Source organism: Pelagihabitans pacificus (assembly GCF_009371985.2).
GTDB lineage: Bacteria > Bacteroidota > Bacteroidia > Flavobacteriales > Flavobacteriaceae > Pelagihabitans > Pelagihabitans pacificus.
This window is the reverse complement of sequence record NZ_VIKU02000001.1, coordinates 1,196,040-1,212,309: the sequence shown is the minus strand read 5'-3', so window position 1 is coordinate 1,212,309 and position 16,270 is coordinate 1,196,040. Positions and strand designations below refer to the sequence as shown.

The 16,270-nt window shown below is 44.3% G+C and carries 13 protein-coding genes; 9 read left to right on the top strand and 4 right to left on the bottom strand.

Features of this window, described 5'->3' with window-relative positions; translation table 11 throughout:
• Positions 1-21: 21 nt before the first annotated feature.
• From FK220_RS05375 to FK220_RS05360, 4 genes are all read right to left on the bottom strand, one after another.
• Positions 22-489 (bottom strand): regulatory protein RecX, encoded by a 468-nt coding sequence (locus FK220_RS05375; protein ID WP_152573233.1) that lies wholly within the window; start codon positions 487-489, stop codon positions 22-24.
• Positions 490-573: 84 nt separating this feature from the next.
• Positions 574-1,305, bottom strand: coding sequence for a hypothetical protein (locus FK220_RS05370; protein WP_152573232.1), 732 nt, complete (start codon positions 1,303-1,305; stop codon positions 574-576).
• A gap of 141 nt (positions 1,306-1,446) precedes the next feature.
• Complete coding sequence (locus FK220_RS05365) at positions 1,447-2,994, bottom strand: Rne/Rng family ribonuclease (protein WP_152573231.1); 1,548 nt, start codon at positions 2,992-2,994, stop codon at positions 1,447-1,449.
• A 279-nt stretch (positions 2,995-3,273) separates the two neighbouring features.
• Positions 3,274-3,564 (bottom strand): HU family DNA-binding protein, encoded by a 291-nt coding sequence (locus FK220_RS05360; RefSeq protein WP_152573230.1) that lies wholly within the window; start codon positions 3,562-3,564, stop codon positions 3,274-3,276.
• 120 nt (positions 3,565-3,684) lie between these two features.
• On the opposite strand from FK220_RS05360, the gene mutY reads away from it, so the two are divergent.
• The 9 genes from mutY to FK220_RS05315 all read left to right on the top strand — a co-directional run bounded on the left by mutY (position 3,685) and on the right by FK220_RS05315 (position 16,217).
• The gene (gene mutY, locus FK220_RS05355; protein WP_152573229.1) at positions 3,685-4,734 is read left to right on the top strand and encodes an A/G-specific adenine glycosylase; all 1,050 of its coding nucleotides are present in this window, start codon (positions 3,685-3,687) and stop codon (positions 4,732-4,734) included.
• A gap of 101 nt (positions 4,735-4,835) precedes the next feature.
• Positions 4,836-5,288, top strand: coding sequence for a single-stranded DNA-binding protein (locus FK220_RS05350; protein WP_152573228.1), 453 nt, complete (start codon positions 4,836-4,838; stop codon positions 5,286-5,288).
• Between the two features lie 21 nt (positions 5,289-5,309).
• Entirely contained in the window at positions 5,310-6,638 is a 1,329-nt protein-coding gene (locus FK220_RS05345) for a gliding motility-associated protein GldE (protein WP_152573227.1), read from the top strand.
• Positions 6,628-7,182, top strand: coding sequence for a gliding motility lipoprotein GldD (gene gldD, locus FK220_RS05340; protein ID WP_152573226.1), 555 nt, complete (start codon positions 6,628-6,630; stop codon positions 7,180-7,182). Before FK220_RS05345 ends, gldD begins: the two co-directional genes overlap by 11 nt.
• Before the next feature lie 297 nt (positions 7,183-7,479).
• Positions 7,480-8,001, top strand: coding sequence for an RNA polymerase sigma factor (locus tag FK220_RS05335; RefSeq protein ID WP_152573225.1), 522 nt, complete (start codon positions 7,480-7,482; stop codon positions 7,999-8,001).
• 234 nt (positions 8,002-8,235) lie between these two features.
• Positions 8,236-9,414, top strand: a complete 1,179-nt coding sequence (locus FK220_RS05330) for a FecR family protein (RefSeq protein ID WP_152573224.1) — start codon at positions 8,236-8,238, stop codon at positions 9,412-9,414.
• A gap of 104 nt (positions 9,415-9,518) precedes the next feature.
• On the top strand, positions 9,519-13,022 hold the full coding sequence (locus FK220_RS05325) for a SusC/RagA family TonB-linked outer membrane protein (protein ID WP_152573223.1): 3,504 nt from the start codon (positions 9,519-9,521) through the stop codon (positions 13,020-13,022).
• 13 nt (positions 13,023-13,035) lie between these two features.
• Entirely contained in the window at positions 13,036-14,556 is a 1,521-nt protein-coding gene (locus FK220_RS05320) for a SusD/RagB family nutrient-binding outer membrane lipoprotein (protein ID WP_152573222.1), read from the top strand.
• 161 nt (positions 14,557-14,717) lie between these two features.
• Positions 14,718-16,217 carry a mandelate racemase/muconate lactonizing enzyme family protein gene (locus tag FK220_RS05315; protein WP_152573221.1) on the top strand — a complete coding sequence of 500 codons (1,500 nt, stop codon included), beginning with the start codon at positions 14,718-14,720 and terminating at the stop codon, positions 16,215-16,217.
• Positions 16,218-16,270 lie beyond the last annotated feature (53 nt).

The window sequence follows — 16,270 nt, the reverse complement described above, 5'->3', positions numbered from 1 at the left end:
TTGCACTCTTCGCACCTCATGTTATGGGATGAGTTCCTTCGTCTTTTCGAAGATTAGATGGCTTTCCCACCCTCGGTACAAAAGGTAATCGACCAATTTTTTTCTTTTTTTTTGACGATTGGTTTCCTTTAAGGATGCAAGCCTTTTTTTGGCAAGGGTGTCCAAAGTTTGGAGGTATTCGGTGTCCTCGATTTCCGTAAGGGCCGATTTGATATTATAAGGGGAGATATTGCGCTGTTTCAATTCGTTCACGATGCGGTTTCTGCCCCATTTTTTTATGTTGAACTTGCCTCTTGCAAAGCTTCGGGCAAAACGTTCCTCGTTCAGGTAATTTTCTTGGATGAGGTGGGCAACGATTTGATCAATCGCCTCTGGGATCATTCGCATTTCCCTTAGCTTGGTAATTACTTCCTTATGGCAGCGCTCCTGATAGGCACAATACCCTTCCAACTTTTTGGTCGCTTCGAAAACAGTATACGTGCTATGCATTTACGATGGCTTTTCTAAATGGGTATCGGTACACTTTTAGGTAGTCGGACCGCAGTTCGATCGTAGTATCCGTTGCATCAAGACTTATTTCATATAGAAGTTGGTGCCCAGTATAATATGCTCCTTTCCGTCTGTTGCAAAAATATTCTTAATCACCGTGGCATCGTCAAAATGCAACTCAATTTGATTTCCATCGATACGATAGGTGCCCGACATACTACCGGTGCCCCCGCTTTTTGAAACTCGTGAGCTCGAAGTCGTAACGCTTCCGTTTGTCGAGGTATTACTGCCAGTACTCGTAGTTCCCGTTTTGTCTTTTGAAACGTTTATGTAGGTAGAGGAGTTACCTCCTTCGATACTGGCGAGTGAAAACGAACTGGTTTCAAAGGTTCTGTTTTTTCTAAGGATGAGTGTTTTGGTCGTAGTCGCGCTGCTGGCAGGTGTTCCACTGACCGAATATAGTTTCACTTTCATGTCATAAGTGGTATCGTTCGGACTGGGAGCATACAGCGTTGCCTCGTCGAATCTTTTGTCTTCTTTCCAGCGGATCCATCTTTTGGGCTCCTCTTTTTGGGATTGTTCAAAATTAATTTCGGAGGGCGGGCGAGTGGGATTTTTGAGCCCCCACCCATTATTTAATAAGAGCCAAGTGGTTTCCTTGTTGAACTTCCAAGTGCCGGAAAAGGTGTTATATTTTTTCTTGCCGTAGAGATGCACCATTCCGTGAATATCGGACGTCTGAATACTTTGGGAACGTAGTTCGGAGCAAAAAGGAAGTGAAAGAATCACACTGAGAAAAGACACCAAAATTTTCATGCTACTTTGTTTATGTAAACAATATACGCAAATCGTAAATTGTTGGACTATCCGTCGTATCCTGAACGAGCGATTGACTAAACAACATGCCGAAACTCAAAAAAAAAAACGACCCCCGGATACGAAGGTCGCTTTAAAATTTTAATAAATGGTTTTACCGTCTTTATTCTTAAAACGGTATTCGAGATACGTGTAGGCATCCCTAGGTTGTATTTTGATCCATTTTTTATGTTCCAAGAACCACTTGGAACGAATAGACGGAAATCCTTTGGTCAAATAAGCTGCAATGAACGGATGTATATTTAGGGTAATCTTATTGTCCTTTGCAGGGCCATTCAACAATTTCTCAAGATCTGAGTTGATTTTATCGATCAATACGATAGGGGCTTCTACTTCACCACCTGTCTTATTGGGGTTTTCCTCGGTTGTCTTGATGTTCATTTCGGGTCGCACGCGTTGTCGTGTAATCTGTATCAGACCAAACTTGCTCGGAGGCAATATCTTATGTTTGGCCCGGTCATCTTTCATCTCATTTCTAAGATGTTCGAACAACTTTTTTCGGTGCTGTGGTTTCACCATATCGATGAAATCGATAACAATGATGCCACCCATATCACGCAGACGCAATTGTCTTGCTATTTCAGAGGCGGCGAGCAGGTTAACCTCTAATGCGGTATCTTCTTGGTTGTTGGCCTTATTGGAACGGTTACCGCTGTTCACGTCGATGACGTGCAAAGCTTCGGTATGTTCTATGATCAAATAGGCCCCCTTACTCATGGAGGCGGTTCGGCCGAAAGAAGTTTTAATCTGCCTTTCAATCCCGAATTTCTCAAAAATAGGGACCTTGGAAGTATATAATTTAACTATGGACTCCTTTCCCGGTGCAATCTCTTGGACATAGTCCTGGATTTGACCGAAAAGCGTTTCATTATCAACGTGTATTCCTGTAAAGGAATCGTTGAATACATCCCTAAGAATGCTGGAAGCCCTGTTCACCTCTACCAAAACTTTCGATGGGGTGCGTGCTTTGTATAATTTCTTGCACATTGCTGTCCATTTGTTCAGCAAGTTCTCTAGATCTTTATCGAGTTCCGCGACTTTCTTGCCTTCTGCTACGGTGCGGATGATAACGCCAAACCCTTTAGGCTTGATACTCATTACCAATCGCTTAAGCCTATCTTTTTCTTCTTTGCTACTTATTTTCTGCGACACGGAAACACGGTCGGAAAAAGGTACCATGACAAGGTATCTTCCAGCAAAGGAAAGCTCCGAGCTTATTCTCGGGCCTTTGGTAGAAATAGGTTCTTTTACGATTTGCACCAGTAAAGATTGATTGGCTTTGACCACATCCGTGATAACACCATTCTTGTCAATATCTTTTTCAAAAGGAAAATTTTTGAGGTCATAGTCCCTCAACTTTCCGGAACTCACACTTTTAATGAATTTCAACATAGAGGCCAATTGGGGCCCGAGGTCGTGGTAGTGGAGAAAAGCATCTTTCTCGTATCCTACGTTCACAAAGGCGGCATTTAGGCCGGTGACGGGTTTCCGTATCTTGGCTAAAAAAATATCGCCAACGGAAAAGTTGTTGTTGTCCTCGTCTTTATGCAATTCAGTGAGTTTTCCATCTTTAAGCAATGCAAAATCAACGGCATCCGAACTAGATCTTACGATTAATTCTCTATTCACCTGAATGTATTTATAGTTATCCCTGGAATGGTTTCGATAAAACCGACTCCCTTTAGGGATAAATAGATTAAACAATGATAGAAACAGGTCTTTTATACCTGCCGAAATTCTTTTTTGAATCTCTATGTCAAAGAACGTATTAAAATGAAAAAGTAGTCGGAACAACTACTTTTTCTTGTGTCGGTTGGCTCTCCGGCGCTTTTTTCGCTTGTGGGTAGCCACCTTATGTCTTTTTCGTTTTTTACCGCTAGGCATAAAGTTATACTTTTAGATTATTGATTATTTTACTAGAACGTTACTCTTTACACCTTCTACAAAAACCTTTGCTGGTTTGAATGCCGGTATGTTGTGGGCAGCGATTTTAATAGTCGTGTTTTTGGAGATATTTCTACCTGTTTTTTCCGCCCTGGTTTTGATAATAAAACTTCCAAAACCTCTTAAATAAACATTGTCACCACCTTCCAAAGAAGCTTTTACCTCTTCCATAAAGGTTTCAACGGTCGCTTGTACATCACCTTTTTCCATTCCCAGTCTTTCCGAGATTTTTGCTACAATTTCTGCTTTCGTCATCGTTAAATTATATAGTTTGTTTTAAGGGATGCAAATATATAAATTAAATTGAATCTTTCCGTTCAAAGAATCAATTTTAAGTCTATAAACCACTACTTTAGCACTTTAAGAATGCAGAGAATGTCGTTTTCCAAAATTATCCTGCAATGGTATTCAGGGCATAAAAGAACGCTTCCCTGGCGAGGCTCAAGGGATCCCTACAAGATTTGGCTTTCCGAGATCATACTACAGCAGACCCGAGTGGCACAGGGTACCCCGTATTATCTCAAATTCGTCGAACACTTTCCCACGGTTACCGACTTGGCCATGGCCTCGGAAGCGCAAGTATTGAAATTGTGGCAGGGGTTGGGGTATTATTCCCGTGCCAGAAACTTACATGCGACCGCTAAGAAGGTGGCGTTTGATCTAGGGGGGAAATTCCCTTCAACTTACGAAGAATTAATGAAGCTCAAAGGGGTTGGCGACTACACGGCCAGTGCCATTGCATCGATATGTTTTGATGAACCCCAACCTGTGGTCGATGGCAATGTTTATAGGGTGTTGGCCCGTTATTTCGGAATTGACAAGCCTATTAATGATAGCAAGGGGTCTACCTATTTCAAGAGATTGGCGAGGGAAATAATGGATGTCGAAAACATACGGGACTATAACCAGGGTATAATGGAGTTCGGAGCCATACAATGTGCCCCCCAAAATCCGTATTGCCTCCATTGCCCCCTGAACCAAAGTTGTGTGGCCCTGCAAAAAAACGTTGTGAAGGAGTTACCCGTAAAGTTAAAAAAAACCAAGGTACGCCATCGGTATTTCAACTATTTGGTACCTATAACCAAGAACGAAAATGGCGCGAACAGTACCTTGTTACGACAGCGAAAAAGCAAAGGTATTTGGCAAAATTTATGGGAGTTCCCATTACTGGAATCGGAAGGTGACATCGATCTTTCCCAAATAAAGGCAAGAATTCCAGAGGTACTGCCTTTACATGGTAATTCCGAGGTGGAACTTTTTAATGAAAGCCCTATAGTTCACAAACTATCGCACCAACATCTCTACACTAAGTTTTGGATAGTGCAATCGAATACCGATTTGACGGGTGCGATACCCTTCGATGCGCTGGAGGAATATGCTGTGCCGGTTTTGTTGGCGGATTTCATCAAAACATATAAAATTTAGTACTTTTGCCAAGGTAATTGTCCCTTTTGAGGCATTGTTTTGAGCGATCATATTTTTTGCATATCACAGGGAGCCGTTTAGAAATTATACAAGTAGAAAAAATGAGTGGAACATTGAACAAGGTGATGCTAATCGGGCATCTGGGAGATGAGGTGAAAATGCATTATTTTGAAGGTGGGGGCTGTATTGGACGATTTCCATTGGCGACCAATGAAACCTATACCAATAAACAGACAGGTGAACGGGTGACCAACACCGATTGGCATAATATCGTCGTGCGAAACAAAGCGGCCGAAATCTGTGAAAAATACTTGAGCAAAGGCGATAAGGTATACGTGGAAGGTCGTTTGAAGACTCGTCAATGGCAGGGTGAAGATGGTAATACCCGTTATTCTACCGAGATTCAAGTGCAGGATTTCACTTTTTTGACTACAAAAAAGGAAAGTCAGGCCGGAAATACTCCACAACAACAGCCTACTACCAAGGCTGCTATCGAGACCCAGCAAGCTGCTCCGGTGCAAAAACCGGAACAAGAAGATGATTTGCCCTTCTAATCAATAAAATATTCACCAACGTTGGACCCCGATCCCTATAGTTTACTATTGAATTTCATTGTTTTTGATAGTGCCATAGCGGTAAAGATTGGCTTCTTGGTCATACTGCTGCTATGTTCCGCATTGATTTCCGGGGCCGAGGTGGCTTTTTTTGGTCTCTCCTCTACCGATGTCAATGAACTAGTGGAAAGAAAGACAACCAAGGCCAATATTATTAATAAACTACTGGAACGTCCCAAAAAATTGTTAGCAACCATATTAATCGCCAACAACGCTATCAATATTGGGGTTGTGCTTTTGTTCAGTGCTATTGGTGATGTATTGTTTTCAAGCATTAACTACCAATTATTCGGATTTGTCTCGGTTCGGTTTTTGTTGGAAGTGGTAGTAGCCACTTTTCTGATATTGATGTTCGGGGAAATTTTACCCAAAGTGTATGCCAATCGCAATCGCATGGCATTTTCACACTTTATGGCCTACCCGTTGAAAGTGCTTGATTTTCTTTTCTCCCCTCTTAGCCTGCCCATGCGCTCAGGTACCATTTTCCTCTATAAGAGGTTGGGCAAGGAGAAATCGAATTTGAGTGTAGACCATCTCTCCCAGGCCTTGGAATTAACTTCGGAAGGAGATACCAGTAAAGAGGAACAAAAAATTCTAGAGGGCATCGTATCTTTTGGAAATACGGACACCAAACAAGTAATGCGGCCCCGTATCGACATTTTCGCTTTGAACGAAGAGATGAAGTTTCCGGAAGTATTGACCGAAATCAAAAAGCATGGATATTCCCGTATTCCGGTCTTTTCCGAAAGTATGGATAATGTGCTCGGTGTACTCTACGTGAAAGATCTCTTACCCTACATCGATAGAAAGACGTTTAATTGGATGTCGTTGATCAGGGAACCCTATTTTGTACCTGAAAATAAAAAGTTAGATGATTTGTTATTGGAATTTCAGGATATGAAAAACCACTTGGCCGTTGTGGTCGATGAATATGGCGGCACTTCCGGAATCGTTACCTTAGAGGATATCATCGAGGAAATTGTAGGGGATATAAGCGATGAGTTTGATGACGAAGATCTCATTTTCTCAAAACTGGATGATTTGAACTATGTTTTTGATGGTAAAACGGCACTCAAGGATTTTTATCGTGTGGTCAAAATCGAGGATGAAGAGGCTTTTGAAACACAGAAAGGCGAGTCCGAGACTATTGCAGGTTTTGTGTTGGAAATAGCAGGAAATTTTCCCAAAAAGGGCGAGAAGATCAGGTTCAACGACTACCAGTTCGTGGTGGAAAGTTTGGACAGAAAGCGATTGAAGCAAATAAAAATCACCTTGCCATATGAACCATAAATTCTTTTTGGGCTTTATTCCCATTTTTACGCTGTTCGTCAGTTGCAAGGATGAGGTGCTTCCCAAGCCACAAGCCCAACTACGCTTGGAATATCCCGAAGCGAAATTGGGAATTTTGGAGACAAACCAGTTTACATTCCAATATAATCAAATGGCTAGGGTAAAGGATCAAACCGCGGAATCGCTGACCTTGGATTACCCCAATATGAAGGGCACTATCTTTATCAACTATAAAAAGGTCGATGACAATCTGGAAAAACTATTGGTCGATGCCCAAAAGTTTAGTTACGAGCATGTAGTCAAGGCCGATGCGATCGATACGAAGGTGTTTCAAAATGAGGAAGACCGGGTGTACGGGCAGTTCTTTTCGGTCAGTGGCGATGCTGCTTCCCAGGCGCAGTTTTATGCTACCGATAGCACAGATCACTTTGTGACCGGATCGCTTTATTTTTATGCAAAACCGAACTATGATTCGATTTATCCGGCAGCCGTATACCTACAGAATGATATACTTACTATTATGGAGACCCTAAAATGGAAGTAGGCGCGTAATTATAGGTAAACTGGTGACAGGCACCCACCCATCTTTCCCCCTTGATATAACGAAACGATAATTAGCGCCCATTGGGATTTCTTCTTATTCCCTGTAATTATTTGCTTACGAGGTTTCGAGAAGGACCTCAATATTAATCCATCATTTTTTTACATAAATTCATGTTAATTTAGTATATTGGTAAGGCAAGAAGTAAGAATAACGCAAGAAAAGTGTTGACTACGTTTTGTTGACAGGTTCCCCCATCCCAATTCTTTTGCAATAACAATCATACAGCACGCAACAGCCATGGATGCCGATCAACTTAAAAGAATTGAGGTGCTTTTTGTAGAGCATTATCATGAATGGTGCATGTTGGCCTTTAGTTATCTTGGTGAAAGTTCCGCGGCGGAAGATGTGGTTCAAGAGGTTTTCCTGCGTATGATACTGCCCAAGAGAAACCATATTGTCCATTTAAGAGGTTATGTAAAGGTTTCCATTCGCAATGCCTGCCTCAAGCATATTCGAAAACAAAGAAGGCAGATTGCTTACAGCGATCACGAGGCTGTGGTACCTTCTTATGAAATTAGCCTGATTGATTCGGAAAGAAAGGCCATAATCAACAACAGTATCAATGCATTGCCTGAAAAAGCCAGAAGAATCTTTCAACTGTGCGTTATCCAAGGCGTTCGATATAAGATGGCCGCTACGACATTGGGATTATCGGTCAATACCGTCAAATATCATCTGAAAAAGTCTTTCAAGTCCCTTAGGCTTTCTTTGAGGGATACGTATTTCACCTTCCTGCTGTTACCCTTTGTATGCTTGTAGAACGCCAGGAAACCTTTCTTTGGATAGTAATAGGTTTTCTTGGAACTTCCTACGTGATTTCCGGTAGAAACAACCCCTTTTCCCATAACATTATTCGTATAGGCAGTACCGAGGTAAGTCTATCTTCTCCAAAGGGTGAAGAAGTATGATTTTATTTTTCCTTTGTCTTGGGACTACCCTTTTCGGTAACTAGGTACTCTTAGTAGTATAGACTATAAAAGTGTATACCGTACCATGCATCCAAACCAACTGATAAGAAAAAAACTACTAGAGGATCTCAGGCCCGAGGAGCAGCGACAACTAGATCTATGGCTTTCGGAATCGGAGGAGAACATGCGTTTATACCACCGCCTTCTCGATCTTCAAAAAAGAAATATTGTCATCCCGAATTTTGATCGGAGTGAACCGACCCTTGTTTGGCAGAAGCTGCTCAGGGAGCAGGAGAACCGCAAACAAAAAAAAATACAATACCAGAGAATGGCATTTCGTTTCGCGGCGGTGTTTGCGGGATTGGCTTCAATACTTTGGGTAATATGGATACAGAATCGCTCGGAAGGTGACCGACAGCGGACGACCTCGGAGATAACCCTGCAACTATCGAACGATTATTCACAAACCATTAGGATAGGGGGCGAGGAGCCGATTTTTGACCAAAATGAAAGATTGATGGGAATCAAAAGGTATGATGTATTGAACTACGGCCATTATCAAACCGATGACGAATCGGTTTATCATAGCCTTTGGGTGCCAAACGGGAAGCAGTTTGCTATACAGCTGCCCGATGGCACTCAAATTCGTCTTAACTCCGGTTCTTCGATACGCTATCCAGTGAATCAAGGCCATGAGACCGTCCGCGAGGTGGCGTTGACCGGAGAGGCTTATTTCAAGGTCTCAAAGAACAAGAAGAGGCCCTTTGTGGTTTCCAGTGGAGAAGTCAGCATACAGGTAATGGGAACCGAGTTCAATGTTACTGCCTATGAAGACGACTTTCAGGTCAATACCGTGTTGGTCGAAGGTTCGATCAGCCTTTACGGGGGTGGTGGGAAGGCACTGGCAACACCTATCCGCTTGGTTCCGGGACAAAAAGCGACCTGGAACAAAAGTAACAACGAGCTAAAAACGAAGAACGTAGATGTGGAACACTACACCAGTTGGCGTGAGGGAAAGCTGGTTTTTAGGAAAACTAGTTTTGAGGCGATTTTGAGGCGATTGCAACGAAAATATAATGTGAAGATCGAGAATCGATTCGAGGCGTTGCGCCACCGTATTTTTTCGGCCACTTTCGACAAGGAAACCATATCGGAGGTACTCGACACCTTCGCCGAGGAAACCTATTTCGAGTACCGTCTTGAAGATAAAAAAATTGTTATCGAAAAACCACGGGAACACTTAAAAATGAACGCCTATGATTAGAACCTTTTGAGAATTTCAATCCATAAAAAAAATCGAGAAATGCGGACACATTTCCCGATTAAGGATATCAACTAACACGAGTTAATTAATAAAACTACGAAGATATGAAAAACTATATCAGTGCCGAGGCCTTGGTGCCTCGCCCGTTAAAGTTCGGTGTGCTCATGAAACTGACCATATGCTTTCTTGTACTTTCCTTGTTTTCCACGCGGGCATACGCCTATTCCCAGAAGACAAAGGTAACCTTGAACCTAAAGGATGCAAGCCTCCAACAGGTTCTTGACCAAATAGAGCAGCAGACCGACTTTAAATTCCTGTATGACAATACCAAAATTGACACGGAACGAAAAGTATCGGTAATCGTCGAGAATAAACCGGTATTGGAAGTGTTATCAATCCTTTTTGAAGGAAGTAATACGGCTTATGTATTCAAAGGCAAGCAAATTGTCTTAAAAATACGTCCTGTGGCTACCATCGTGAATGATTTTGAAGGTTCTACCTTCCTTCACAATTCGGAAGCGCCCATACAACAAGAAATTAGTGGTACCGTTACCGATACCGAAGGAATGCCTATCCCAGGAGTTTCAGTAGTAGAGAAAAACACTTCGAACGGAGTTGCTACCGATTTTGATGGCAACTATCGTATAGTTCCAACAAGTTCAGACGCCATACTGGTCTTCAGTGCACTGGGATATGCGACCAAAGAAGTCACAATAGGAGCCTCTAGTAGACTGGACATAACATTGGAGGAAACGACCGAGAATCTCGATGAGGTCGTAGTTACGGCCTTGGGTATCAAAAAGGATGCCCGTAAGTTGGGGTATGCCGTTTCAAAGGTCGAATCGGAAGAATTGACGGTTAACCGAACCACCAATTTCATGAATACCTTAACAGGAAAGGTAGCAGGGGTAAATGTTTCAAATCTGGGATCAGGACCGGGAGGCTCATCAAAGGTACGTCTAAGGGGACAATCTTCCCTAGGGGGCACCAATACGCCCTTGATAGTCGTAAACGGGGTGCCTATTGATAACAGCAATTTCGGGACTAATCCCAGGAGTACCGGGGGCGAACCGGGTACCAGTGGTGGAGGGGTCACCTCAGATGGGGGTGATGGTTTCTCCAGCATTAACCCTGATGACATTGAAAGCATGACCATACTAAAAGGGGCGGCAGCAGCAGCACTTTATGGTTCCCGGGCAAAAGACGGCGTCATTATGATCACTACAAAAACACGTGGTGAGGGCCAAGGTCTGGGAATTACTTACAATTTGAATGTCACAAACAATACGCCTCTTGACTTTACTGATTACCAATACGAATATGGCCAGGGGGAATTCGGGGTGCGACCTACGAGTCCCAATCCAGCTTCGGGACAATGGTCTTTCGGGGAGCGTTTCGAGCCTGGCTTGACACAGGTATTGTACGATGGCATCGAACTTCCCTATGTCCCGCAACGCGACATTCTTCGTGATTTTTATCGTGATGGTGTCAATATTACGAATTCCATCGCTATTTCAGGAGGTGGTGAAAAAGGAGGTTTCAATCTTTCACTATCCAATCTTTCGAGCGAAGGAATCACCCCGAATAATGAATTTGAAAGGCGTACGGTCAACTTGGGCCTTAGCTATGACCTTTCGGACAAAGTCAATGTTACGGCGAGTGTTAACTATTCGAATGAAGAAAATACGAATCCACCTAACATAGGGCAACAAGACAACACTATACCTACTACCCTTTTTGCCTTGGCGAATTCAATGCCCTTGGATGTTTTACGGGATAACGCCTTCGACGAAAATGGGGACGAAATTTTCTATTCGCGTTTTAGAAACCGTACCAATCCTTATTTTATTTTGGAGAAACAGTTCAACAATATTGAACGTGACCGTATTTTTGGGAACGTCGCCCTCAGTTATAAGGTCCTGCCATGGCTTTCGGCCCAGGCGAGGGTCGGGCAAGACTTTTGGTCGCGCGATCAGGAGTACAATGGGTATCCTACAGGTCAAGTATCACGGCCCCCGGCTCCCGAGGGCTTTGTAAATGGTACGTATACCCAGGAGGTGCGTCGTTTTCGGGAAACCAATGTTGACGTGTTATTGACCGCGACCAAGGAGTTCGGCGATTTTGGTATCGACGTCAATTTGGGGGGTAACCTCATGGAACAACGCAATCAGCTGAACCGGGTCAATGTGACCGATTTTGTGATTCGCGACTTGTACACCGTGCGAAACGGAAGGGTAAACCAACCCATCTATCAAGATTTTACACGGGGTGTCAATTCTGTTTACGGGGCGGCCGAGTTTTCCTATCAAGATACCTACTATCTTAATGTAACTGGGAGAAACGATTGGTTCTCGACGCTTTCTCCCGAAAATCGAAGTATTTTTTATCCATCGATTACCGGAAGCTATATTTTCTCCAATACCTTCAAACCCAGCTGGCTAACTTTTGGTAAGATAAGGGCCGCTTATGCCGAGGTGGGTAGCGATACCGACGTTAGGCCTTTTTCCGATCAGTTGTTTTTCGAGATTCAGCCTAACTTATTTCCCGGGCCCAATGGTCTTAGTCCTGTTGGTAGGCCCAGCTCCGATGTGCTGCCCAACCCTGACTTGCGTCCGATGCGGGTTCAGGAAATCGAGGTGGGTCTCGACCTCCGGCTTTTCGACAATCGGGTGCGTATAGATTTGGCCGCGTATCAAAAAACTACCTTTGACCAGATCATCAATGCAGAGATATCTAATTCATCGGGTTTCAGAAGTACCTTGATCAATAGTGGGGAAAGTCGTAACCAAGGTATTGAAGCCTTATTGAGCGTCAACCCTATTCAAACGAATGACTTCAATTGGGATGTTACGGCAAACTTTGCTTATAATAAAACAAAGGTCATCAGTTTACTCACCGACGAGCCTGGAGAGCGTATTTTGGTCGGCCGACATATTTTCAACGGTTTTTTGTTCCAGGTCGTAGGAGAGGAAATGGGCCAACTGGTCGGTACGGGATATCGGTTTGATGAGCAGGGCAGGCAAATATTTGCCGACGATGGTCGACCGCTACCCAGTGAAGAAGATGTGTTGTTCGGTAGTGCATTGCCCACACACGTCGGGGGTATTACCAATACCTTCAACTACAAGGATTTTAATTTTTCTTTTTTGATTGATTTCCGGTTGGGTGGCCAAATGATTTCTGGAACCAACTTTAATGCCGTACGTCACGGCCTGCATCGGATGACATTGCCCGGTCGTGAAGACGGGGTAATCGGTGTAGGGGTCAACCAAGCAGGCGAGCCGAATACCGTTGCCGCTAATAGTCAGGCTTATTGGGAAACCATACGGAACTTTGGTTTGGTGGAACCTGTGGTTTATGATTCCGGCTTTTGGAGGTTGCGACAAATTACCTTAGGATATAATTTTCAAAGGTTCATTCCTGAGAATTCGTGGTTGAAGGGTGCAACTTTGAGCTTGGTGGCCAACAATGTGGCAATACTCAAGAAATGGGTGCCGAACATTGATCCGGAATCTTTTGGTTTCACCTCTGACAATGTTGTCGGCTTGGAAGCCCCTGGTGTTCCGACCACCAGAGATATCGGTTTTAACTTGAATTTGAAACTTTAAAATGAATATGACCATGAAAAATATTAGAAGACTTTTAGGCGTATTCGGCATTTTGTTTATTATAGTTTCTTGTGAAGAAGATCTGGATAGACTAAATACCAATACAGTTGATCCCACAGAGATTGATGAGGTGTTCTTATTGAACAATGCCATTATTGAGACCTCCTTGCCTACGGCACAACTCGTTTATGAAATGGGTATTGTCCAGCAGATCATTAGTCCGAATTCCGGGGTTTTGACGGGTGCCAACTTCAATCAAGATAACCGTAACGTTACCTTACAGATATGGAACAACCACTATCAAGACCTGATCCAGGTGACTGGACTGATCAAAAGCTCACTAGCGGATAATCCGGATCGTGCCAATTTGCTTCGGATGACAGAAATTGTCGAGGCACATGCTTTTATGGTGCTGACTGATACCTATGGCGATGTTCCTTATTTCGAGGCAGGTTTGGGCCGGGCCGAGAATATTGTACTTCCCGCCTATGACGACCAGGCCCAAATCTATCCCGATTTGATCAGTCGTGTTACTAATGCCACCACAGGTCTAGACCCGAACGGTGATACGTATCCCGGCGAAATCTTGTATGGGGGCGACATATCAAAATGGCAAAAACTGGGAAACTCTTTACTGGTGCGGTTAGGAATGCGTTTAACCGAACGAGATTTACAGCTGGCAGAGTCTACGGTGACCGCAGCGTTTAGCAGGGGAGTTCTTGAATCGAATGACGACAATTTTGTGGTACGTCATGATGGCAACTATGTTAATGACCTCGGGCGTCTTTTGAACTCTACCGAAGCCAGTAATTTTTATCTGGCGGCACCCTTTGTCAGTTTTCTTGCGGACAATAACGATCCCCGTCTCGGAGCTATTGCCGTTCGTTACACGGGGGCGGAATCTGGTGCAGATCAAGTACCGGAGGTTGAGAACACCGATCCGGCCGATCAAATCGGGATGCCCTTGGGTTTTGATAATGGTACCATAGTCGGGGTAGCTGATGATCTTGGCCTAACAAGTTTCTACGAATTCAGTCAGGCAGACCGTAATCGTATCGCGAATACATTTACTCCCTTCTTCATATTAACCCACGCCCAAACCCAATTGCTTTTGGCCGAAGCGGCCGAAAGGGGCTGGATTACTGGAGACCCGGCAAGCTTTTATAACGAAGGTGTTCGTGCGCATATGGAGCAAATGGCATTGTACAATCCGACCATCGCCATAGCGGATGCCGATATCGATGCCTATTTGGCGGCCAATCCGTTTGATGCCGGCAACGCCCTAGAGCAAATCAATACCCAATATTGGGTTGCTTCTTTCCTCAATGGTCCGGAAGCTTTCGCCAATTTTAGACGTTCTGAATTTCCGGCCCTGACACCCAATCCATTTCCCGGGCAGGATATTTCTACGGATTTTATAAATCGATTGACCTATCCGCTGGACGAGCTCGCCGTCAATGGTGCAAATGCCCAGGAAGCCATCGCTCGCCAAGGGCCCGATAATCTTGAAACAAAGGTTTGGTGGGATGAATAACTGCTAAAAACGAAACCTGTGTCGGTTAACCATGTAACGGATGCATGTTTCCTTTCAGCTATTGATATTTGGGGGAAAGATTGTTAACTTAATCCAATTGAATGGAAAATTGGATGTTACCCATTCAAAACGAGAAACAAACCATTTGAACCGTACGAACTATGAAAAACAGACTCCAGGAACTGATTGCACAAAACAAAGAGGCCGAACGAAAATATACAAAGACACGGCAGGCCGAAATCGAAAACCCAAAAACGGGGGATGACCGTCGAAATTTTTTGAAAAAGACCGCTCTGGGTGGTATTGCCCTTTCCAGTTTTATGGGGTATTCGTTCGAGGATACGGTTGCCGAGACCACCTCAAAGGTCAACCGTGCATCGGCCCCTTCCGAACTCAAGATTACCGATATGCGATATACCTTGGCGAAGGTGATGGGTGGCACCGCCATTATCCGGATCGATACCAACCAGGGCATCTATGGGTTGGGCGAAGTGCGGGATGGTGCCGACCCCCGTTATGCCCTGATGCTCAAGAGCCGAATTTTGGGTCGAAACCCCTGTAATGTAGAGAAGATATTCAAAATCATCAGACAGTTTGGTGGTCCGGCACGTCAGGCGGGCGGGGTCTGTGCCGTAGAAATGGCCCTTTGGGACCTTTGCGGTAAAGCGTATGGGGTGCCAGCCTGGCAATTGTTGGGTGGGCGGTACCGCGACAAGGTGCGGCTCTACGCCGATACGCCGGAAGCAAGCTCCCCGGAAGAACAACAGCGGTTGATCAATTTTAGGGTCAAAGAGCAAGGGTATACCTGGTTGAAGATGGATGTCTCGATCGGTGAACTTAAAGGAAAACCAAATACCGTCGTCAATGGAAAGTTCTGGGAAAACGAAAAGGGAACACTGGCACAATGGGGCGATCAACGTAATTTCATGTCCTATGGCAATACCATGCATCCGTTTACGCAGATTCAGATGACCGATAAGGGATTGGAACACCTTCAGGAAGTCGTAGAGAATGTTCGCAATATGGTCGGCTACGAAATACCGATTTCTACCGACCACTACGGACATTTCGATTTAAACAATAACATCCGCTTGGCGAGGGCACTGGAAAAATACCGTCTGGCCTGGTTTGAAGACATGGTGCCATGGCAATATACCGAACAGTGGAAGACTATAACCGATTCGATTGAAACGCCTACCACAACGGGGGAGGACATCTATCTGTTAAAAGACTTTAAACCCTTGATCCATGCTAGGGCAGTAGATATCATTCATCCCGATCTGGCTTCTTCGGGCGGTCTCTTGGAGACCAAACGGATTGCCGATTACGCCGAGGAATTTGGTATCGCCATGGCAATGCATCAGGCGGGAACCCCGGTGTCCTTCATGGCCAATGTACACTGTGCCGCGGCCACCCAAAACTTCTTGGCCTTAGAACATCATTCGGTCGACCTTCCCTGGTGGGAAGATTTGGTAAAAACCGTAGGAGGTTATAAAATGATAGAGAACGGATTTGCTACCGTACCGTTGACCGCACCCGGTCTCGGTATCGAGCTCAATGAAGAGGTATTGAAAAAGCATATCGATCCTAGGGACAAAAGCTATTTTGCCCCGACCAAGGAATGGAACGAGCAGCGTTCCCATGATCGAACCTATAGTTAGCATGGGCACCCGTGACAAGTTCATAGAAAAAACAAGGTTGCAATAGCCTATTG